General features: G+C 75.6%; 22 protein-coding genes. 18 read left to right on the top strand and 4 right to left on the bottom strand.

Features of this window, described 5'->3' with window-relative positions; all coding sequences use genetic code 11:
- Positions 1–311 precede the first annotated feature (311 nt).
- The 8 genes from infA (at position 312) to KVT14_RS06530 (ending at position 6,132) form a co-directional block, all read left to right on the top strand.
- The gene (infA, locus tag KVT14_RS06565; protein ID WP_146838576.1) at positions 312–533 is read left to right on the top strand and encodes a translation initiation factor IF-1; all 222 of its coding nucleotides are present in this window, start codon (positions 312–314) and stop codon (positions 531–533) included.
- Positions 534–607: 74 nt separating this feature from the next.
- Positions 608–721: a 50S ribosomal protein L36 gene (gene rpmJ, locus KVT14_RS06560; protein ID WP_013117849.1), complete on the top strand. Its 114-nt coding sequence runs from the start codon at positions 608–610 to the stop codon at positions 719–721.
- Positions 722–922: 201 nt separating this feature from the next.
- Positions 923–1,303: a 30S ribosomal protein S13 gene (gene rpsM / locus KVT14_RS06555; RefSeq protein WP_203669150.1), complete on the top strand. Its 381-nt coding sequence runs from the start codon at positions 923–925 to the stop codon at positions 1,301–1,303.
- Positions 1,304–1,396: 93 nt separating this feature from the next.
- Positions 1,397–1,798 (top strand): 30S ribosomal protein S11, encoded by a 402-nt coding sequence (gene rpsK, locus KVT14_RS06550; RefSeq protein WP_147794341.1) that lies wholly within the window; start codon positions 1,397–1,399, stop codon positions 1,796–1,798.
- 145 nt (positions 1,799–1,943) lie between these two features.
- Positions 1,944–2,954 carry a DNA-directed RNA polymerase subunit alpha gene (locus tag KVT14_RS06545; RefSeq protein WP_147794340.1) on the top strand — a complete coding sequence of 337 codons (1,011 nt, stop codon included), beginning with the start codon at positions 1,944–1,946 and terminating at the stop codon, positions 2,952–2,954.
- Between the two features lie 68 nt (positions 2,955–3,022).
- Positions 3,023–3,559 carry a 50S ribosomal protein L17 gene (gene rplQ / locus KVT14_RS06540; protein ID WP_217614939.1) on the top strand — a complete coding sequence of 179 codons (537 nt, stop codon included), beginning with the start codon at positions 3,023–3,025 and terminating at the stop codon, positions 3,557–3,559.
- 134 nt (positions 3,560–3,693) lie between these two features.
- Positions 3,694–4,434: an alpha/beta fold hydrolase gene (locus tag KVT14_RS06535; protein ID WP_217614938.1), complete on the top strand. Its 741-nt coding sequence runs from the start codon at positions 3,694–3,696 to the stop codon at positions 4,432–4,434.
- 72 nt (positions 4,435–4,506) lie between these two features.
- Positions 4,507–6,132, top strand: coding sequence for an HNH endonuclease signature motif containing protein (locus KVT14_RS06530; protein ID WP_217614937.1), 1,626 nt, complete (start codon positions 4,507–4,509; stop codon positions 6,130–6,132).
- 112 nt (positions 6,133–6,244) lie between these two features.
- Here KVT14_RS06530 and KVT14_RS06525 read toward each other — a convergent pair whose 3' ends face one another.
- The gene (locus KVT14_RS06525) at positions 6,245–7,252 is read right to left on the bottom strand and encodes a WYL domain-containing protein (protein ID WP_308160932.1); all 1,008 of its coding nucleotides are present in this window, start codon (positions 7,250–7,252) and stop codon (positions 6,245–6,247) included.
- 106 nt (positions 7,253–7,358) lie between these two features.
- Between KVT14_RS06525 and KVT14_RS06520 the strand changes: the two genes are divergently transcribed.
- On the top strand, positions 7,359–7,787 hold the full coding sequence (locus KVT14_RS06520; protein WP_217614936.1) for a VOC family protein: 429 nt from the start codon (positions 7,359–7,361) through the stop codon (positions 7,785–7,787).
- Between the two features lie 15 nt (positions 7,788–7,802).
- Here the strand turns inward: KVT14_RS06520 and KVT14_RS06515 are convergent, their stop codons facing one another.
- Positions 7,803–8,576 carry an ROK family protein gene (locus KVT14_RS06515; RefSeq protein ID WP_217614935.1) on the bottom strand — a complete coding sequence of 258 codons (774 nt, stop codon included), beginning with the start codon at positions 8,574–8,576 and terminating at the stop codon, positions 7,803–7,805.
- A gap of 43 nt (positions 8,577–8,619) precedes the next feature.
- On the opposite strand from KVT14_RS06515, the gene KVT14_RS06510 reads away from it, so the two are divergent.
- Both KVT14_RS06510 and truA read left to right on the top strand, forming a co-directional pair.
- A complete protein-coding gene (locus KVT14_RS06510; RefSeq protein ID WP_308160931.1) occupies positions 8,620–9,993 on the top strand; it encodes an ADP-ribosylglycohydrolase family protein in 1,374 nt (457 codons plus the stop codon).
- On the top strand, positions 9,990–10,979 hold the full coding sequence (gene truA / locus KVT14_RS06505; RefSeq protein ID WP_217614934.1) for a tRNA pseudouridine(38-40) synthase TruA: 990 nt from the start codon (positions 9,990–9,992) through the stop codon (positions 10,977–10,979). The genes KVT14_RS06510 and truA overlap by 4 nt, the downstream gene beginning before the upstream one ends.
- A gap of 73 nt (positions 10,980–11,052) precedes the next feature.
- On the opposite strand, the gene KVT14_RS06500 is transcribed toward truA, so the two are convergent.
- The gene (locus tag KVT14_RS06500) at positions 11,053–11,472 is read right to left on the bottom strand and encodes a DUF5709 domain-containing protein (RefSeq protein WP_217614933.1); all 420 of its coding nucleotides are present in this window, start codon (positions 11,470–11,472) and stop codon (positions 11,053–11,055) included.
- Positions 11,473–11,560: 88 nt separating this feature from the next.
- Here KVT14_RS06500 and KVT14_RS06495 point away from each other — a divergent pair, with 88 nt between their 5' ends.
- From KVT14_RS06495 to KVT14_RS06465, 7 genes are all read left to right on the top strand, one after another.
- Entirely contained in the window at positions 11,561–13,255 is a 1,695-nt protein-coding gene (locus tag KVT14_RS06495) for an ATP-binding cassette domain-containing protein (protein ID WP_217614932.1), read from the top strand.
- A 255-nt stretch (positions 13,256–13,510) separates the two neighbouring features.
- Positions 13,511–13,957 carry a 50S ribosomal protein L13 gene (gene rplM, locus KVT14_RS06490; RefSeq protein ID WP_147794330.1) on the top strand — a complete coding sequence of 149 codons (447 nt, stop codon included), beginning with the start codon at positions 13,511–13,513 and terminating at the stop codon, positions 13,955–13,957.
- 35 nt (positions 13,958–13,992) lie between these two features.
- A complete protein-coding gene (rpsI, locus tag KVT14_RS06485) occupies positions 13,993–14,481 on the top strand; it encodes a 30S ribosomal protein S9 (RefSeq protein WP_147794329.1) in 489 nt (162 codons plus the stop codon).
- A 149-nt stretch (positions 14,482–14,630) separates the two neighbouring features.
- The gene (glmM, locus tag KVT14_RS06480; RefSeq protein ID WP_217614931.1) at positions 14,631–15,980 is read left to right on the top strand and encodes a phosphoglucosamine mutase; all 1,350 of its coding nucleotides are present in this window, start codon (positions 14,631–14,633) and stop codon (positions 15,978–15,980) included.
- 13 nt (positions 15,981–15,993) lie between these two features.
- The gene (locus tag KVT14_RS06475) at positions 15,994–16,701 is read left to right on the top strand and encodes a peptide deformylase (protein ID WP_217614930.1); all 708 of its coding nucleotides are present in this window, start codon (positions 15,994–15,996) and stop codon (positions 16,699–16,701) included.
- A gap of 369 nt (positions 16,702–17,070) precedes the next feature.
- Positions 17,071–17,967 (top strand): DedA family protein, encoded by an 897-nt coding sequence (locus KVT14_RS06470; protein ID WP_254630503.1) that lies wholly within the window; start codon positions 17,071–17,073, stop codon positions 17,965–17,967.
- Positions 17,968–18,240: 273 nt separating this feature from the next.
- A complete protein-coding gene (locus tag KVT14_RS06465; protein ID WP_217614929.1) occupies positions 18,241–18,810 on the top strand; it encodes a hypothetical protein in 570 nt (189 codons plus the stop codon).
- Positions 18,811–18,828: 18 nt separating this feature from the next.
- Here KVT14_RS06465 and coaA read toward each other — a convergent pair whose 3' ends face one another.
- On the bottom strand, positions 18,829–19,791 hold the full coding sequence (gene coaA / locus KVT14_RS06460; RefSeq protein WP_308160930.1) for a type I pantothenate kinase: 963 nt from the start codon (positions 19,789–19,791) through the stop codon (positions 18,829–18,831).
- Positions 19,792–19,831: the final 40 nt, after the last annotated feature.

The following is a 19,831-nucleotide window of genomic DNA, read 5'->3' as shown; positions in this document are numbered from 1 at the left end:
CGTGGCGCGCGGGAAGAACCCGCGCGCCACGGGCGTTGACCCCGTCGTGCCCGGCACCGGCGCGTCCGCTTGACGGACCGCACCCCGTTTCTCGGACGCCGCCCGATGGCGTATGATCGTCCGTTGGGTGTGCGCCCTCGCGCTGTCGCACGTCCCGCCCGAGCCGACCGCACCGCGGTCGCGCGCGTGCAGGACGGTCGCCGGACGTCAGGACCAGGGCACGTCCACCACGTCCGCACCGGACCCGTCGGCACCGCCGGGGGGAGACGACGGCGTGGACCGGCAGTTCAGGACAAGAGTTAGCGGAGGACATGGCGAAGAAGGACGGTGTCATCGAGATCGAGGGCAGCGTGATCGAGGCTCTCCCCAACGCGATGTTCCGCGTGGAGCTCACCAACGGTCACAAGGTGCTCGCCCACATCTCGGGCAAGATGCGCCAGCACTACATCCGGATCCTCCCCGAGGACCGGGTGGTGGTCGAGCTGAGCCCGTACGACCTGTCCCGCGGGCGCATCGTCTACCGCTACAAGTAACCGACCGAACGAGCATCGCCGTCGGCCTGCGTCCCGCGAGGGACCACGGCGCATCGGCGGCGGAGGAACAGGCCATGAAGGTCAAGCCCAGCGTCAAGAAGATCTGCGACAAGTGCAAGGTGATCCGCCGGCACGGTCGCGTCCAGGTGATCTGCGAGAACCTGCGCCACAAGCAGCGCCAGGGCTGAACGCCCTGCCGCTCGGGACGCACCTGAGCAGCACCGCCGCCGGATCCTGACGGACCGGCACCAGCGCATCGCCGAACCGGCAGCGCACCCGCCACGGCGGGTCGCCACCGGTGAACCCCCGGCTCGGAGGCCGGGGCCCGCAGACCCGCGGGAGGACGGTGCGGCAGACCTCCGATCGAAGTCCAAGGAGCCGAAAGGCACATGGCACGTCTTGTCGGCGTCGACCTCCCCCGCGAGAAGCGGCTCGAGATCGCGCTCACCTACATCTACGGCGTCGGCCGTACCCGCGCCCAGCAGACCCTGGCCGCGACGGGCATCAGCCCGGACCTCCGCGTCAAGGACCTGGACGACTCCCAGCTCGTCACCCTCCGCGACTACCTCGAGGGCAACTTCAAGCTCGAGGGCGACCTCCGCCGCGAGGTCGCCGCGGACATCCGCCGCAAGGTCGAGATCGGCAGCTACGAGGGCCTGCGTCACCGCCGCGGCCTGCCGGTGCGTGGTCAGCGCACCAAGACCAACGCGCGCACCCGCAAGGGCCCGAAGCGCACCGTCGCCGGCAAGAAGAAGGCCGGCCGGAAGTAACCCGCCCGCGGCCCGCCGGGCCTGTCCACGGACAGCCGCCCGCGCCGCGACGGGGCACCGACCTCACGACCAGCAGCGAGAGAGAACGAGCACATGCCTCCCAAGACCCGCAGTTCCGTGCGCAAGCCGCGCCGCAAGGAGAAGAAGAACGTCTCCCACGGCCAGGCGCACATCAAGAGCACCTTCAACAACACGATCATCTCGATCACGGACCCCAGCGGCGCCGTGATCTCCTGGGCGTCGGGCGGCGACGTGGGCTTCAAGGGCTCGCGCAAGTCGACCCCGTACGCCGCGGGCATGGCCGCCGAGGCCGCCGCGCGCAAGGCCGCCGAGCACGGCATGAAGAAGGTCGACGTCTTCGTCAAGGGCCCGGGCTCCGGTCGCGAGACCGCGATCCGCTCCCTGACCGCGGCCGGCCTCGAGGTCGGCTCGATCCAGGACGTGACGCCGCAGGCCCACAACGGCTGCCGTCCGCCGAAGCGCCGCCGCGTCTGACCCGTAGCCGGGCCGCCACGGGCGGGGGAGCGATCCCCCGCCCGCGGCGGTGCCGGCCGGTCGCGCGGGTGGACCGAGACCCGCGCCGCCCAGCGAGTACCTGCGCTGCGTCATATGGCGGACGCACGCTGAGAGGAACCCCGAAGTGCTCATCGCACAGCGCCCCACCCTGACCGAAGAGGTCATCTCGGAGTACCGCTCGCGGTTCTCCATCGAGCCGCTCGAGCCCGGCTTCGGCTACACGCTCGGCAACTCCCTGCGCCGGACCCTGCTGTCGTCCATCCCGGGCGCGGCCGTGACGAGCATCCGGATCGACGGCGTGCTGCACGAGTTCAGCACGGTGCCGGGCGTCAAGGAGGACGTCACCGAGATCATCCTCAACATCAAGAACCTCGTCGTCTCCTCGGAGAACGACGAGCCGGTCGTGATGTACCTGCGCAAGCAGGGTGCGGGTGACGTGACCGCGGCGGACATCGTGCCGCCGGCCGGCGTGGAGGTCCACAACACGGACCTGCACCTCGCCACGCTGAACGAGAAGGGCAAGCTCGAGATCGAGCTGACCGTCGAGCGCGGCCGTGGCTACGTGTCGGCCAACCAGAACAAGTCGTTCGAGGCCGAGATCGGCCGCATCCCGGTCGACTCGATCTACTCGCCGGTGCTCAAGGTGACCTACAAGGTCGAGGCGACCCGTGTCGAGCAGCGCACCGACTTCGACAAGCTCGTCGTCGACGTCGAGACCAAGCCGGCGATCAGCCCGCGCGACGCCCTGGCGTCCGCCGGCAAGACGCTCGTCGAGCTGTTCGGCCTCGCCCGCGAGCTGAACGTCGAGGCCGAGGGCATCGAGATCGGCCCGTCGCCGACCGACGCGGCCCTGGCCGCCGACCTGGCGCTGCCGATCGAGGACCTGCAGCTGACCATCCGGTCGTACAACTGCCTCAAGCGCGAGGGCATCCACACCGTGGGCGAGCTCGTGGCGCGTTCCGAGGCCGACCTGCTCGACATCCGCAACTTCGGTGCGAAGTCGATCACCGAGGTCAAGGAGAAGCTGGCCGAGCTCAACCTGTCCCTCAAGGACAGCCCGCTCGACTTCGACCCCACCGCCGCCGCGTACTACGACGGCGACGAGGGCGACTTCACCGAGGACGAGCAGTACTGATGCCGGGGAGGCGGGCGCGCGCACGAGCGTGACCCGCCGGCCCATCACTGGAACCAAGGAGTAACGACATGCCTACGCCCACCAAGGGTCCCCGGCTCGGTGGCGGCCCGGCGCACGAGCGGCTGATCCTGGCCAACCTGGCCACCTCGCTGTTCGAGCACAAGCGCATCACGACGACCGAGGCCAAGGCCAAGCGCCTGCGCCCGCTCGCCGAGCGCCTCGTGACGTTCGCCAAGCGCGGCGACCTGCACGCCCGCCGCCGCGTCCTCACCGTCGTCCGCGACAAGTCGGTCGTCCACGAGCTCTTCGTGGAGATCGCCCCGCAGATGGCCGAGCGCCAGGGTGGCTACACCCGCATCACGAAGATCGGCCCCCGCAAGGGCGACAACGCGCCGATGGCCGTGATCGAGCTCGTGCTCGAGCCCGTCTCCCCGAAGCAGGCCGTCGTCCGCGAGGCGACCAAGGCCGCGCAGAAGGCGGCGCCGAAGGCCGAGGAGACCCCGGCGGAGGAGACCCCCGCCGAGGAGACCACGGTCGAGGAGACCGCGACCGACGCCCCCGAGGCCGAGGCCGCCGACACGAAGGACGAGGCCGACAAGGCCTGACCTGACGTCAGCACCGGGAGGGCCCGGGTCGCGCGAGCAGACGCTCGCGGGGCCCGGGCCCTTCTGCGTGGGGCCACGGTCCGGGTCGAGCCGGGTCGGGTGGTGCTGCGGGGAGCGTGGGTAGCGTGGCGGGCATGACGGTCCCCGTGGTGCTCGTGCACGGGCTGCGCACGTCGCGGACGATGTGGCGCGCCCAGGTCGAGGCGCTGCGGACGTACGGGGTCAGGGCCCTGGCCGTCGACCTGCCGGGCCACGGGGAGCGGCGGGGGGAGCGGTTCACGCTCGACGGTGCGGTCGCCGCCGTCGCGGACGGGGTGGACGCCGTCGGCGGGCGCGCCCTCGTCGTCGGGTTGTCGCTCGGCGGGTACGTCGGGATCGCGCACGCGGCGCGACGGCCGGACCAGGTCGCGGGGCTCGTGGCCGCCGCGTGCTCGACCCGGCCGCTCGTGGCGCTCGTCGACGGGTGGGCGGTGCTCGCCCGGGGCATCGCGCGGCTGCCGGACGCGGGCGCGGGGCTGAACCAGGGGATGGTCGACCGGGTGCTGTCCCCGGCCGCGGCGGCGGACGTGGCCGCGGGCGGGTTCGCGCTCGACGTGATGGACGACGTGCTCCGGGCCATGCGCGCGGCGACGCCCGTCGAGGACCTCGCGCTGGTCGAGGCGCCGGTGTGGTTGGTGAACGGGCGGTACGACCACTTCCGGGGCGAGGAGCGCCGGTTCCTGCGCGCGTGCCGGGACGGGCGGCTCGTCGTCGTGCCGGGGGCGACGCACCTGGTGTCGCTGACGGCGCCCGTGGGGTTCACGCGGGCGGTGCTGGGTGCCGTGGACGCGGTGTCGGCGCTCGACGGGCGGGTGCCGAGTCGTCCACAGGCGTGAGGCTGTGGCGTCGTCCCCAGGCTGGTCCGGGTGGCGCGGTCGCGGGTCGGTGCGCGTCCCTAGCGTGGTCGTATGCCTGATGACCCGCTGGGGCGCGCCGCGCCCGACCCCGACGACCGTGGCCGTGGTGCTGCGGTGGCCGCGGGTGCGCCGGTCACGGGCGAGGGGCTCGGGGAGCGGCTGGACGCGATGCCGGCGGGTCCGGGCCTGCTGGCGGAGCTGGAGGCCCTGGACCTGGGGGCGTTGCCGTCGTTCGAGCTGCCCGAGGTGGTCGTGCAGGCCCGGCGGGTCGCGGCGCGTGCGCACGCCCTGGAGGCCGCCGCCGCGGCGGCGCTGGCCCGGCACCCGGACCTGCGGCACCCGGACCTGGCGGCGGTGTGCCGGTCGCTGCCCGAGGGCACCGCGTTCGTGCACGCCGACCTGGCGGCGGCCGACCTGTCCGCGCGGCTGCTGGTGTCCCCGGGCGAGGCGAAGCTGCTGATCCGCGAGGGCCGCGCCTACGCCGGTGCCCTGGCCGGCACCGGTGCCGCCCTGGCCGACGGGCGGATCGAGCCGGCCAAGACGCGGGCGATCGTGCAGGGCGCCGGGGACGAGCCCGCGCACGTCGCGGCCGCGGTCGAGGCCGAGGTCCTGCCGCGGGTCGCGGGTCGGTCGGTCAGGCAGGTCCGCGCCGACGTCGCCCGGGCGTTGAACCGGGTCGACCCCGAGGGCGCCGCGGACCGGCACCGCACCGCCCGCGCCGCCCGGACCGTGTCTCGGCCACGGATCCTGCAGGACGGCATGGCCGGGCTGTGGGCCGTGCTGCCCGCGGCGGACGCCGTGCGCCTCGACGGGATGCTCGACGCCCTGGCCCGCCGGTCCCGGCAGGCCGGCGACCCGCGGACCCTGGACCAGCTGCGCGCCGACGAGCTCCTGGACCGGGTGCTCGGGCGCACGGCGCACCTGGTCGCGGGCGACGGCACCGTGCTGCCCTCGCGCCGCGACGGCGCCCACGAGCACCACGACGCGTTCGGGCTGGTTGCCGGCCCCGACGCGGAGCCCGAGGGTGCGCAGGCTGTGCCGGCGGAGGTCGCGCCCGGCGGGGCTGCCGCTGCGGCGGACGCCGTGGCCGGCCGCCCTCGAGACGTGGGGGAGGCCGCCCCGCGGACCGTGGTCCACCTGACGGTGTCCCTGGCCACGCTCCTGGGCGCCGACGACGCACCCGGTGACCTCGCCGGGTACGGGCCGATCGACGCCCAGCAGGCCCGGGCGATGGCCCTGGACCTCGGCTCCACCTGGCAGCGCATCGTCACCGACCCGCTGTCCAAGACCGTCCTGGACGTCGGACGCACCACCTACCGGCCACCGGCCGCCCTGGCCGACCACGTCCGGCACCGCGACAAGTACTGCACCGCACCCGGCTGCCCCGTGCCCGCCACCCGCTGCGACCTCGACCACACCCGCGAGTACCACCCGCCACCCGACGGCACACCACCCCGACCGCTGGGCACCACCTGCGCCCACAACCTCGGCCCGCTGTGCCGCACCCACCACAGGCTCAAGACCGCCGGCATCCTGCGCGTCCACCAACCCACCGCCGGCGAGTTCATCTGGCGCACCCCCACCGGGCACGCCTTCCGAGTGCGACCCGGCACCGAGGAGCCCACGCTGCACCTGTCCGGACCGGGGCGCCCGCCTGCGTCACGTCCGCCGTTCTGACGACGGTCTGCACGGACCTCGGGTGGGCGGTCGTCGGCGAGGTCTCACCGGTGGACGGTGGACGCCGGGCGGTCCGTGACTGTCTCGCCCGAACGAGGTGGTCGCGCGCGGGTCACGCGGGCGGCTGGTGCCGGGCCGTGACGGCGGCGTGCGCGAACCGGTCCGCCAGCAGCGCGCAGGCGTCGGCGAGCTCCTGCGGCTCGACGTGCAGGATCGCGGCGTCGAACCGTGCCGCCGAGGCCGCCAGCGCCACCCACGACCAGGAGCCCAGCGTGACGCGGCACCGGCCTTGACCCGCGTCCTCGACCAGCCCGTCCAGCAGGAACGGCGCGACGTCGCGGGCGTCCGCGTCGAGGACGAGCGTCCCTCGGCACGGCCAGCCGTCGTCCGGCGTGGCCGCCCCGCGGAACCGGGCTGCGACGAACGCCTCGACGTTTCCGCCCGGGATGTCCCGTGGGGCGAACCGCGCCCCACCCGGCGTACGAGGTCGGACGCGGTCGGCGCGGAACACCCGCCAGTCCTCGCGGTCGAGGTCCCACGCGACGACGTACCAGCGGCCGCTCCGCGCGACGAGGTGGTGCGGCTCGACGCGGCGGGTCGGCGGCTCGTCGGCGCCGCCCGTGTGCGCGTCCGCACCCGCAGCCCGGGCGTAACCGAACCGCAGCACCTCCCGCCCCCGCACGGCCGCGCCGATCGCGACGAGGACCGCCGGGTCGACGGTCGGCGTGCCCGCGGCGGTCATGACCGTGACCGGCACGGCGTCCACGCGGTGGGCGAGCCGCGCGGGCAGCACCTGACGCACGGCGCGCAGCGCACGTTCGGCGGCCTCCTCGACGCCGGCACCCGACGCGGCGGCGGTGCGCAGGGCGACCGTGAGCGCGACGGCCTGCTCGTCGTCGAACAGCAGGGGCGGCAGCCGCGACCCGGCGGCGAGCCGGTACCCGCCCTCGCGTCCGCGGGTGCTGGTGATGGGGTAGCCGAGCTCGCGCAGCCGGTCCACGTCCCGGCGCACGGTCCGGTCGGTGACATCGAGGCGGTCGGCGAGCACCGCCGCGGGCCAGTCGCGCTGCGCCTGCAGGAGCGAGAGCAGGGCGAGCAGCCGAGGCGCGGTCGTGGGCACGAACCCATCCTGCCGCGCTATCCGGACACCACCTGTCCGGAACGGGGCCCATCGTGATGCCTGCGCTGGTCGACCGGCCGCGCTCACCACCTGTCGAGGAGGCACCATGACCATCACGACCACGACCCACCTGAACTTCCGCGGCGACGCCCGGGCGGCCCTGGAGCACAACCGCGACGTGTTCGGCGGCGAGCTGACGATCGCCACGTACGGCGACGCCGGCCCCGTCGAGGACCCGGCCGAGACGGACCTGGTGCTCTGGGGTCAGGTCCTCTCGGATGAGGGCTTCCACGTCATGGCGTTCGACGTCCCGGCGGCCCGGCCGTGGGACGCGGGGACGGACGCGTTCTACGTGTCGGTGCGCGGCGCCTCGGTCGAGGAGATCTCGTCGCGCTGGGAGCGGCTCGCCGCGGCACCGGGCGCGACGGTCCTGGTGCCGCTGGCCCCGTCGCCGTGGGCGCCGCTCTACGGGATGGTGCGCGACCCGTTCGGCGTCACGTGGGTCCTCGACGTCGCAGCGCCGTACGCGGGCTAGGCCCGGGCCCGGAGGTCAGGCGTCGCCTCCCAGCTGCCACGCGCGCACGCCGCCGACGATGCCCGCCTGGTTCGGCACGACGACGACGTCGTCGCCGAGCCGGGCGAGCACCTGCGGGGTGATCTGCCGGGAGTTGCCGCCGCCGAGGTAGAGCCGGTCCCACAGGACGACGGGTCGCAGGCCCTCGACGACCTGCCGGACGCGGCGGGACCACAGGCCGTCGCCGAGCCGGGCGCGCTGGATCTGGCCGATGTACTCGTCGTAGGTGGTCAGCCGGCGCACGGGGGCGTGGGACCACTCGAGGTGCGGGGCGAGCCGGCCGCCGTCGAACAGGGCGGAGCCGAGCCCGGTGCCCAGCGTCAGGACGAGCTCGACGCCCGTGCCGGAGACGACGCCCGCGCCGTGCACCTCGGCGTCGTTGAGGACGAGGGCGGGGACGCCGAGGCGCTGCGCGACGGCGGCGCGGATGTCGCAGCCGGACCAGGCCTCGACGAGCTCGGGGTCGACGCGGGTGTGCGGCCCGGACCGGGTGACGTAGTGCGGGGTGGCCACGACGACGCCGTGCCGGATCATGCCGGGCATGCCGACGGTGGCCCGCTGGAACGGCGGGAGGCGGTCGGCGATGTCGGCGATGGTGTCGACGAGCCGCGAGGGCGGCAGGGGGTACGGGGTGGGCACGCGGACGGCCGGGGCGTGCAGGGTGCCCGACGCGTCGAGCACCGAGGCCTTGATGCCGCCGCCCCCGCAGTCGACGGCGAGGGTGTACGGGGCGGGGTCGGGCGTGGGCACCGGACCACGGTAGAGCAGGCGCCCGGCCCGTACCCTCGGGGGCGTGCCCGACCAGCCACTGCGCCCGACCACCGCCGAGACGGAGCCCACGACGGCTCCCGGCCCCCGCCCCCTCGACCGGGGCGTGCTCGACCGCGCCTCCGGCGTGCTGCTCGCCCAGGCGGCGGGCGACGCGCTCGGGGTGCCGTACGAGTTCGCGGAGCCTCCGGCGCCCGGGGAGCTGCCGGAGATGCGGGGCGGCGGGCTCGGCCCGTACGCGCCGGGCGAGTGGAGCGACGACACGCAGATGTCGGTCGTGGTGGCCCGGGTGGCGGCGCGCGGCGGCGGGCTGCGCACGGAGGAGGAGCTGGACGAGGTCGCCGCGGGGTTCGAGGGCTGGTGGACGGGCGGCGCGAGCGACGTCGGGACGCAGACGGCGGCGGTGCTCGCGGATGCGGGCCGGCGCACGGGCCGGCCGGCGGCGCGGCTGCGGGCGGCGGCCGCGGAGCTGCACGCGGCGACGGGGCGCACGGCGGGCAACGGCGCGCTGATGCGGACGGGCGTGGTGGGCCTGGTGGCGCTGGACGACCGCGCGGCGACGGCGGCGGCGGCGCGCGCGGTCGCGGAGCTGACCCACCCGGACCCGCTGGCGGGCGACTCGTGCGTGCTGTGGTCGGAGGCGGTGCGGCTCGCGGTCGGGGAGCGGCGCCTGGACGTGCACGCCGGGCTGGACCTGCTGCCGCCGGAGCGCCGCGACGCGTGGCGCGGCTGGCTCGACGACGCGGCGTCGCCGCGCCCGGCGGCGGACCTGCGGGCGAACGGGTTCACCGTGACCGCGCTCCAGGCGGCCTGGCACGCGGTGGTCCGGTCGCTGCCGCCCCTGCCCGAGGGGGTGGAGGTGCCGGGGAGCGTGCACCTGCCGCTGGGGCTGTCCGCGGCGGTGCGGATCGGCGGCGACACGGACACGGTCGCCGCGATCGCCGGGGCGCTGCTGGGGGCGCGGTACGGCGGCGGTGCGGTGCCGAGGGTGTGGGCGCGTGCGGTGCACGGCTGGCCCGGGCTCGCGGGGCGACGCCTGGGCGCGCTCGGCCGGGCGACGGCGCAGGGTGGACCCGGGGTTCCGGGGACCCCCGGGGACCAGGTCTGCCCGCTGTGCGGGACGCGCGAGCCGTTCTTCGAGCGGTACGCGGGGCACGTGTGCGCCTGGTGCTCCGGGTGGGTGACGGACGCCGCGGGTCGGCCGGTGGGTCTGTACAACGAGTCGTTCACCGGCGGGTACACCGCGCAGTACGAGGACGGGACGACCGCCTCGCCGGAGGTGCTCGCGGGCGAGGTGCGGATCGACGGGCGTCGGCTGCGCGCGGCGGAGGCGCGGTTCGGCGGGATCGTGGTCCAGCTCCCCGTCGACGAGGCCCCGGACGCGGTGGTGGTCCCGTGACCTCGTCGACCCCACCGCCCACCCCCGCACCCACCAACGCACCCGCCGCCGGCCCCGCCCCCGTCCGCGTCCGCGTCGACCTCGCCTACGACGGCACGGACTTCGCCGGCTGGGCCCGCCAGCCCGGCCTGCGCACGGTGCAGGGCGTGGTCGAGGACGCCCTGGCGCTCGTGCTCCGCTCGGAGCACCGGGGCGAGACCCCGCCCCGGGTGACGGTGGCCGGGCGCACGGACGCGGGCGTGCACGCGCGGGGCCAGGTGCTGCACGTGGACGTCCCGGCGGGTGCGTGGGCCGCGGTGCCCGGCCGGTCGGACCGGACGCCGGAGGAGTCGCTGCTGACCCGGCTGGGCGGGGTGCTGCCGCCGGACGTGGTCGCCACGGCGGTCACGATCGCGCCCGAGGGGTTCGACGCGCGGTTCTCGGCGGTGGCCCGCCGGTACGTCTACCGCGTCTGCGACGACCCGGCGCTGCGCGACCCGCTGCGCCGCGCGCACGTGCTGTGGACCCGGCGGCCGCTCGACGTGGACGCGATGCACGAGGCGGCCGGGCGGGTGCTGGGCCGGCACGACTTCGCGGCGTACTGCAAGCCCCGGCCGGGCGCGACGACGATCCGCACGCTCGACGAGCTGACCTGGGAGCGCCCCGCGGACGGACCGGACGCGGGGCTGGTGGTGGCGACGGTGCGCGCGGACGCGTTCTGCCACTCGATGGTGCGGGCGCTGGTCGGCGCGAGCCTGGCGGTGGGGGAGGGCCGGCGGCCGGTGGACTGGCCGGCGGAGCTGCTGGTCGGCGGGCGGCGCGACCCGGGCAGCGCGGTGGTCGCGGCGCACGGGCTGACGCTGGAGGAGGTCGTGTACCCGCCCGACGCGGAGCTGGCCGTGCGCCAGCTCCGGACGCGGGCGATGCGATCGGCGGACGACGTGCACGCAGCCCCCACCCGGGCCGGCGCCCCCGCGGCCGGCCCGGTGGATCCCGCGGAGGAGTGACGCGGACGGCGGACGCCGGTGCCCCCGCACCCGTGCCCGCCGCCCGCCTCACCCGCCGGGAGGAGGCGTGGAGTCAGTCCTCCTCGTCGACGATGTGGACGGCGGCCTCCTCGGCGCTCGCCGCGCCGCCGTCGACGCCCGCGTCGAGCGCGAACTGGTCGTTGCCGCCGGACTCGACGGCGTCGTCGTCCTCGAGGAGCCGGCCGGCGCGGTCGGGCTCGCGGGACGGGTCGGGCGCGCGGTCCGGGTCGTCCCAGACGTCGGGCTCCTCCTGGGCGATGCGCTGGTCGAGGGTCTCGCCGCGCGACTCCTCCCACGCCGTCTCGCCGAAGTGGCTCGAGGCGGGGCGCGGGCGCTCGGGCGGGCTGTAGCCCTCGTCCAGCAGGTCGTCGACGCCGCGTCCGACCAGCGTGTCCTCGGCGGGGAGCTGGTCCGCGTCGCCCTCGGCGCCGGTGGCGGCGTCGGTGCTCGTGGCAGGGGTGTTCTCGCTCATGCGTCGAGCCTGGCACCGCACCTCCCGCCCTGCCACCGCACGCATATCGGGTTGGGACCTCGCCGGGACACCTGGGACGATCGGCGCCATGGGTCATCTCGAGGTGCACGACGTGCGCTACGTGCTCCCCGACGGCCGTCCGCTGCTCGGGGGTGTCGACCTGCGGGTCGGCGAGGGGCAGCGCACCGCGCTGGTGGGTCCGAACGGCGCGGGGAAGTCGACGCTGCTGCGGATCGTGGCGGGCGACGAGCAGCCGCACGACGGCGCGGTGGTCCGCACGGGCGGGCTCGGTGTGATGCGGCAGGACGTGGGGCGGATCGCGGACGACCGCTCGGTCCGTGACCTGCTCGCGTCGCTGGCGACGGGCGCGATCGGCGCGGCGGCGGCGGAGCTGACCGCCTCGGAGCTGCACATGATGGAGGTCGACGACGAGCCGTCGCAGATGCGGTACGCGCAGGCGCTCGCGGACTGGGCGGACGTCGGCGGCTACGAGGTCGAGGCGGACTGGGACCGGGTGACGGACGCGGTGCTGTCCGTCCCGTTCGACCGGGCGCAGCACCGCGGCGTGCGGACGCTGTCGGGCGGGGAGCAGAAGCGGCTGGTGCTGGAGGCGCTGCTGCGCGGACCGCAGGAGGTGCTGCTGCTCGACGAGCCGGACAACGCGCTCGACGTCCCCACGAAGCGCTGGCTGGAGCGACGGCTGCTCGACAGCCCGAAGACGGTGCTGCTGGTGAGCCACGACCGCGAGCTGCTCTCCCGGGTGCCGACGCACGTCGCGACGCTGGAGCCCGCGAGGGCCGGGGCGACGGTCTGGATCCACGGCGGCACGTTCACGACGTACACCGCGGCCCGGGAGGCGCGTCGCGAGCGGCTGGCCGAGCTGGCGCGCCGGTGGGACGAGGAGCACCAGAAGCTCGTGACGCTGGTGAACACCCTCAAGACCAAGGCGGCGTTCAACGACGGGCTGGCGTCGCGGTACTCCGCGGCGCAGACGCGGCTGCGCAAGTTCGAGGAGGCGGGGCCGCCGGAGGTCGTCTCCCACGACCAGCACGTGCGGGTCCGGCTGCGCGGCGGGCGGACCGCCAAGCGCGCGGTCGTCGCCGAGCGGCTGGAGCTGACGGGCTTGATGAGGCCGTTCGACCTCGAGGTGTGGTTCGGCGAGCGCGTGGCCGTCCTCGGGTCGAACGGGTCGGGCAAGTCGCACTTCCTGCGGCTGCTGGCCGCGGGCGGCAGCGACCCTCAGCCCGAGCAGGCACCGGCGGAGGGGGAGCTGCCGATCGACCCGGTGTCCCACACGGGCGTCGCCCGCCTGGGCTCGCGCGTGGTGCCCGGGTTCTTCGCGCAGAACCGGCAGCACGCGCAGGACGCGGCGTTCGCCGGGCGCACGCTGCTCGAGATCCTGCACCGCGGGGAGGGGCGCCGGCCGGGCATGGGCCGGGAGCCCGCGAGCAAGGCGCTGGACCGCTACGAGCTCGTGGCGTCGGCGGAGCAGCGGTACGAGACGCTGTCGGGCGGGCAGCAGGCTCGGTTCCACATCCTGCTGCTGGAGCTCGGGGGCGCGACGCTGCTGCTGCTCGACGAGCCCACGGACAACCTGGACCTGCACTCGGCGGAGGCCCTGGAGGCGGGGCTCGCGGCGTTCGAGGGCACGGTGCTGGCGGTGACGCACGACCGGTGGTTCGCCCGCGGGTTCGACCGGTTCCTCGTGTTCGGGGAGGACGGGGCGGTCGTGGAGACGCCGGAGCCCGTGTGGGACGCCGGCCGGGTGGCCCGGGCGCGCTGAGGCGGGCGGCGCGGGCCCGGCGATCCGGGCCGCGCAGCCGCGCTGAGCAGGGCCGCGGGGCGGTGACCGACGTCGCTTTGACCGCCCCCCGGACCGGCGGCTACCCTGGTGAGTCGTTGTGCGTCCGTCGGTGTCGACCCTGGTGCGTTCCCACTCACCGGTCCACGGACGACGCACCGACGGTACTCATCGGCTGACCCCGGCTTCTACGGGATTGCCGTGGACACAGTCAGAGACATAGAGAAGGCAACGACCGTGCGCACGTACACCCCGAAGCCCGGCGACGTCCAGCGGAACTGGTACGTCATCGACGCGACCGATGTCGTCCTGGGCCGCCTCGCCACCCACGTCGCCACGCTGCTGCGCGGCAAGCACAAGGCGACCTTCGCCCCGCACGTGGACGGCGGCGACTTCGTCATCGTCATCAACGCGGACAAGGTCGCGCTGACCGGCAACAAGCGCGAGACCAAGCTCGCCTACCGCCACTCGGGCTTCCCGGGTGGTCTGCGGGCGACCACGTACACCGACCTGCTCGACAAGCACCCCGAGCGTGCGGTCGAGAAGGCCGTGCGTGGCATGCTCCCGAAGACCTCGCTGGCCCGCCAGCAGCTCTCGAAGCTGAAGGTCTACCGCGGTGCCGAGCACCCGCACGCCGCCCAGCAGCCGAAGCCCTTCGAGATCACCCAGGTCGCGCAGGGCTGACGCCCTCGAGCACACCGGAACAGGACGCGAAACACATGGCCGAGACCACGGTCGACATCGACCTCGAGGGCGGCGAGACGCCCAGCAGCTACACCTCCGAGACCGCGGCCCCCGCGGGCCGGGGCCAGAGCCTCACGGCTCCCGGCCAGGCCCTGGGCCGCCGCAAGGAGGCGATCGCCCGCGTGCGCCTGGTGCCCGGCACCGGCCAGTGGAAGATCAACGGCCGCACCCTCGAGGACTACTTCCCGAACAAGGTGCACCAGCAGCTCGTGAACTCCCCGCTGAAGCTGGTGGAGGTCGAGGGCCGCTTCGACGTCATCGCCCGCATCAGCGGCGGCGGCGTGACCGGCCAGGCCGGCGCCCTGCGCCTGGGCATCGCCCGCGCGCTGAACGAGATCGACGCCGAGCACAACCGCCCGGCGCTGAAGAAGGCCGGCTTCCTGACCCGCGACCCGCGCGTCGTGGAGCGGAAGAAGGCCGGTCTCAAGAAGGCCCGCAAGGCCCCGCAGTACTCCAAGCGCTGATCCACGGATCAGCGACCGCGGCCGGTGGTCCCGAGGTTCCGTCCTCGGGGCCACCGGCCGTTCCGGTGCCCGGGCCCGGCGCGGTGACGCGCGGGCCTGGCACGATGCAGGAGGCCGCACCGGCGGCCCCGACGACGAGGGGGTCCTCGATGGGACGGCTGTTCGGCACCGACGGGGTGCGTGGCCTGGCGAACCGGGACGTGACCGCCGAGCTGGCGCTCGACCTGTCCGTGGCGGCGGCGCACGTGCTCGGCCAGCGCGGCGAGTTCGCCGGCCACCGGCCGCGCGCCGTGGTCGGCCGCGACCCGCGCGCCTCGGGCGAGTTCCTGTCCGCCGCGGTGGCCGCGGGCCTGGCGAGCGCGGGCGTGGACGTGCTGAACGTCGGCGTGCTGCCGACGCCCGCGATCGCGCACCTGACGGGTGCGCTGGACGTCGACCTCGGCGTCGTGCTGTCGGCCTCGCACAACCCCATGCCGGACAACGGCATCAAGTTCCTGGCCCGGGGCGGCCACAAGCTCGACGACGAGCTCGAGGACGCCATCGAGCAGCGCCTGCGCGGCGCGTGGGAGCGCCCGGTCGGCGCCGCCGTCGGCCGGATCCGCTCGGACACGGGTCGCGCGGGGGAGCAGTACGTCGAGCACCTGGTGTCGACGCTCGGGCACGACCTCGCGGGCCTGCGCGTCGCGGTCGACTGCGCGAACGGCGCGGCGTCCGAGGTCGGTCCCGCGGCGCTCCGCGAGGCCGGCGCCGACGTGGTGGTCATCAACGCGTCGCCCGACGGCCGCAACATCAACGAGGCGTGCGGCTCGACGCACCCCGAGCAGCTGCAGGCCGCGGTCGTGGCCTCGGGCGCGGACCTCGGCGTGGCCTTCGACGGCGACGCCGACCGCTGCCTCGCCGTGGACCACACCGGCGCGCTGGTGGACGGCGACCAGATCATGGGCGTGCTGGCGCTGGACCTGCGCGAGCGCGGGATCCTGGCGCACGACACGCTCGTCGTCACGGTGATGAGCAACCTCGGTCTGCGCCTCGCGATGCAGGCCGCGGGCGTCCGCACGGTCGAGACCGGCGTGGGCGACCGGTACGTGCTCGAGGCGATGCGTGCGCACGGCTACAACCTCGGCGGCGAGCAGTCCGGCCACGTGATCCTGGCCGACCACGCCACCACCGGCGACGGCACGCTGACGGCGCTGCAGCTCGCGTCCCGCGTCGCGGCGACGGGCCAGAAGCTCAGCGAGCTGGCCGCCGTCGTGCGCCGGCTGCCGCAGACGCTGGTCAACGTCCCGGGCGTCGATAAGGACCGCGCGGGTTCGGACGAGCACGTCGCCGCGGCCGTCGGGGCCGCGCAGACGTCGCTCGGGTCGACCGGCCGCGTGCTGCTGCGCCCCTCGGGCACCGAGCCGCTGGTCCGCGTCATGGTCGAGGCCGCGACGCAGGACGACGCCGACCGCGTCGCCTCGCAGCTGGCCGACGTCGTGCGCGACCGCCTGGCGCTCTGAGGACCGGGGCGCGGTGACGACGACCGGGGCGGGAGCCGGGGAGGCCCCGCAGGCGACCTGGCCCGCCGCCGTCGTGCGCGAGCACGTGCTGCGGCTGCTCGACGCCGGCGCGGCCGACCCGTCGGGCACCGTGCCGATCGTCCAGGCCGGGCACCCCGCGCTGCGGATGCGTGCGGTGCCGTTCGACGGCCAGGTCGGCGACGACGAGCTCGCGGCGCTGGTCGCGCTCATGCGCCGGACGATGCACGCGGCGCCGGGCGTCGGCCTCGCCGCGCCGCAGATCGGTCTGCCGCTGGCGCTGGCCGTGCTCGCGGACCCCGGCGCGGGCGAGACGGAGACCGGCCGGGTGCGCGAGCGTCCCGCCCTGCCGTTCCGCGTGCTGGTGAACCCGGCGTACGGGCCGGTCCCGGGCGAGGAGGCCGAGCGGGTGTCCTTCTACGAGGGCTGCCTGAGCGTGGTCGGCTACCAGGCGGTGGTGCCGCGGCTGCGCCGGCTGCGGCTCACCGGGCAGGACGAGACGGGCGCCGCGCTGGACGAGGTGGTGCAGGGCTGGCCCGCCCGGATCGTGCAGCACGAGACGGACCACCTGAACGGGACGCTGTACCTGGACCGGGCGCACCCGCGGTCGCTGTCGGCGACGGACGAGCTGGGTGCGCACTGGGCGACGGAGCCCCGCCCGGCCGAGGCGGCGCGCACGCTCGGCTTCCCGCTCGAGGGCTGAGGACCCCGCCGCGCGAGGCGCCCGGGCGCTGCTCCGGCGGCGGCCCCGCCGCCCCCGCCCGCCCGGGCCCCGGCACGGACCGCAGCGTTCACCGGGACGTCACCGAATCCCCGTGACCCGTGTCGGACCCCCGTGGTGCACTGGGCGCGCGGGGTCGTCCACGGGGGTGGCGCCGCTCCGCCGGGAGGCGGACCCGGGCCGGCGGCACGTCGTCCCGGGGGCCGATGCCCGGTGCGACCGTCCCGGTCAGGATGGGGGGAGGACCAGGGTGGACTCGGGGGAGTCCCCCATGTCACGGCCGACGGCGCGCACCTAGCGTGGACGACGGCCGACCCGCCCGAGGGCAGCCGTCGAACGACCCGGGAGCTGATGAACGTGCTGCAGGACTGGATCAGCGCCATCGAGGGCTGGGTGCCGATGCTGGCGGACTCGGTGTGGGTGTTCCCGGCGCTGTTCCTGTTCGCCACGATCGACGGCTTCTTCCCGCCGATCCCGAGCGAGTCGGTCGTGATCGCGCTCGCCTCGCTGTCGGTCGCGCACGGCTCGCCGAACATCGTGCTGGTCGCGCTGGCCGCCGCGCTCGGCGCCTTCGTCGGCGACCAGATCGCCTACACGATCGGCTCGAAGGTGGACGTGCACCGGCTCCGGGTGTTCCGTACCGCGCGCGGTCGCAAGGCGCTCGCGTGGGCCGAGCACGCGCTCGAGCACCGGGGCTCGTCGTTCATCCTCGCCGCGCGGTACATCCCCGTGGGCCGGGTGGCCGTCAACATGACCGCCGGGGCGCTCGGGTACCCGCGCAAGCGGTTCGTCGGCCTCACCGCGCTCGCCGCCGTGACCTGGGCCGTGTACGGCTCGGCCGTCGGCGCCGGCGCGGGCCTGTGGCTCGAGGACCACCCGGCGATCGCGGTGGTCGCGGGCGTCGTCGTGGGCACCCTGGTCGGGGTCGGGATCGACTGGGTGCTGCGCCGCTGGACCGGGCTGGACCGGACGCCCGCGCCGATGGCCGGCGCGCAGCAGGCCGGCGCGGGTGGCGAGGACGCCGCGGGCCAGGCCGTCGCAGGCCGCGACGCCGCCGGGAGTCGAGACGCCGCCGGGCGGCAGGACCCCGCAGACCGTGACGCCCCCGCGCCGGTCGCCGGCGCTCCCGTCGCCGCGGCGGCGACCGCGGCCCTGTGCGCGGTCCCGTCGGCCGCAGCGGCGCCGCACGGCCCCGCCGTCCCGGACCGCCGGGTCACGTCCCGGCAACGATCCGGCCCCGCCCGCTAACGATCCCGCATCGTCGGCCGCCCGGGCCGGTCGTCGTGCCTACGCTCGACCCGGGCCACAACGGCGTCGCCCCCGACGGCGGAGGCCGGGCACGCGCCCGCGCCTTCGCCCTGGGCAGGGGAACGGGCGACGGAGGGCGGCGGCGACATGGCAGCACCGCGTCCTCGCGCACCCCGGAGCCCGTCGCCCGGCCGCGCTCCCCGGGTCGCGCCGCGGAGGGCCGCCCGCCCCCGGGCCGGGCTCGCCGGCCTCCTGGCCCTCGCCCTGGCAGCCGTGCTGGCCGCGTGCGCGGGCGGCGACCCGACCGCCTCCACCGCCGACGCCGCCCGGCGGTCCGCCTCCGGGGCGTCGGTGTCGTCCGGCGCGGACTGCCTGGCACCTCAGGTCCTCGCGGCGCTCGGGTTCGCGGGCGCGGGCGCGGGCAGCACGGCGCACCCCGACGTGCCGGAGGCGGGTCTGGTCCCGGACGGGTTCACCGCGGTGTCCGCGGTGCTGTGCACGACCGGGGAGACGCTGACCGACGCCGCGGGCCGCTGGGCCGCGGTGACCGCCACGCGGCTCGAGGGCGACGTCCGGCCGCTGATCACCGCGCTCACGGCGTCGGCGACCGTCCCCGCGGCGGGGACGTCGCCCGCTCCCTGCGGGGAGGACGCGCGCCGCGCCGACCTCTGGCTCGTGGACGCGCTGGGCGCCGCGGTGCGCGTGGCGCTGCCCTCCGGGGGCTGCGGGACGCTCCCGGTCGCCGTGTCGGAGGGTCTGGACGCGTTGGACGCCGTCGACGTGGAGCACTACCCGGTCGAGCTGGTCGGGCCGCGCGCGACGGCGGCGCCGACGGGCGGCTGACCGGACCCGCGGGTCGGCTCAGAGCTTGCGGAGCCGCACGCGGCGGACCGAGTGGTCGCCGCCCTTGGTCAGCACGAGGGTCGCGCGGCTGCGGGTCGGCAGAATGTTGCGCACCAGGTTGGGCGCGTTGATCGCGTCCCAGATGCTCTCGGCGCGGGCGACGGCCTCGGCGTCGCTCAGGCCCGCGTACCGGTGGAAGTACGACTCCGGCCGGGCGAACGCCGTCGACCGCAGGGAGAGGAACCGCTCGACGTACCACTGCCGGACGTCGGAGGTCCGCGCGTCGACGTAGATGGAGAAGTCGAAGAAGTCGCTCACCGCGAGGTTGGACGTGCTCGACGTGCCCGCGGCGGACGGGGCCGGCTGCAGGACGTTGAGGCCCTCGACGATCAGCACGTCCGGCCGGCGCACGACCACCTCGGCGCCGGGGACGATGTCGTAGGTGACGTGGTCGTACACCGGGGCCCGGACCTCGTCGTGGCCGGCCTTGACCTTCGACACGAACTGCAGCAGCGCGCGCCGGTCGTACGACTCGGGGAAGCCCTTGCGGTCCATCAGGCCGCGGCGCTCGAGCTCGGCGTTCGGGTGCAGGAACCCGTCGGTCGTCATCAGCGCGACGTTCGGTGTCGCGGGCCAGCGGGCCATGAGCTCGCGCAGGAGCCGGGCCGTCGTCGACTTGCCCACCGCGACCGACCCGGCGACGCCGATGACGAACGGGGTGCGGGGGGTGTCCTCGCGCAGGAAGGTCGACGACGCGGCGTGCAGCCGGCGGGTCGCGGTCACGTACAGGTCGAGCAGCCGGGACAGCGGCCGGTAGATCGCGTCGACCTCGGCCAGGTCGATCGGGTCGCCGAGCCCGCGGAGCCGGGTGACGTCGTCGTCGGTGAGGGGGAGCGGCGTGGACTCCGACAGGCGGACCCAGGAGTCCCGGTCGAGCTCCACGTACGGGGAGGTCTGCCCGGGGACGTCGGTGGCGCGCACCCGACGATTCTGCACGATGCCGCGGGTCGCGCCCGTCGGG

The sequence above is a fragment of the Cellulomonas sp. GbtcB1 genome (assembly GCF_019091725.1).
Taxonomy (GTDB): Bacteria; Actinomycetota; Actinomycetes; order Actinomycetales; family Cellulomonadaceae; genus Cellulomonas.
The sequence above is the reverse complement of the archived record's forward strand: the minus strand, read 5'-3'. Positions and strand labels throughout refer to the sequence as shown.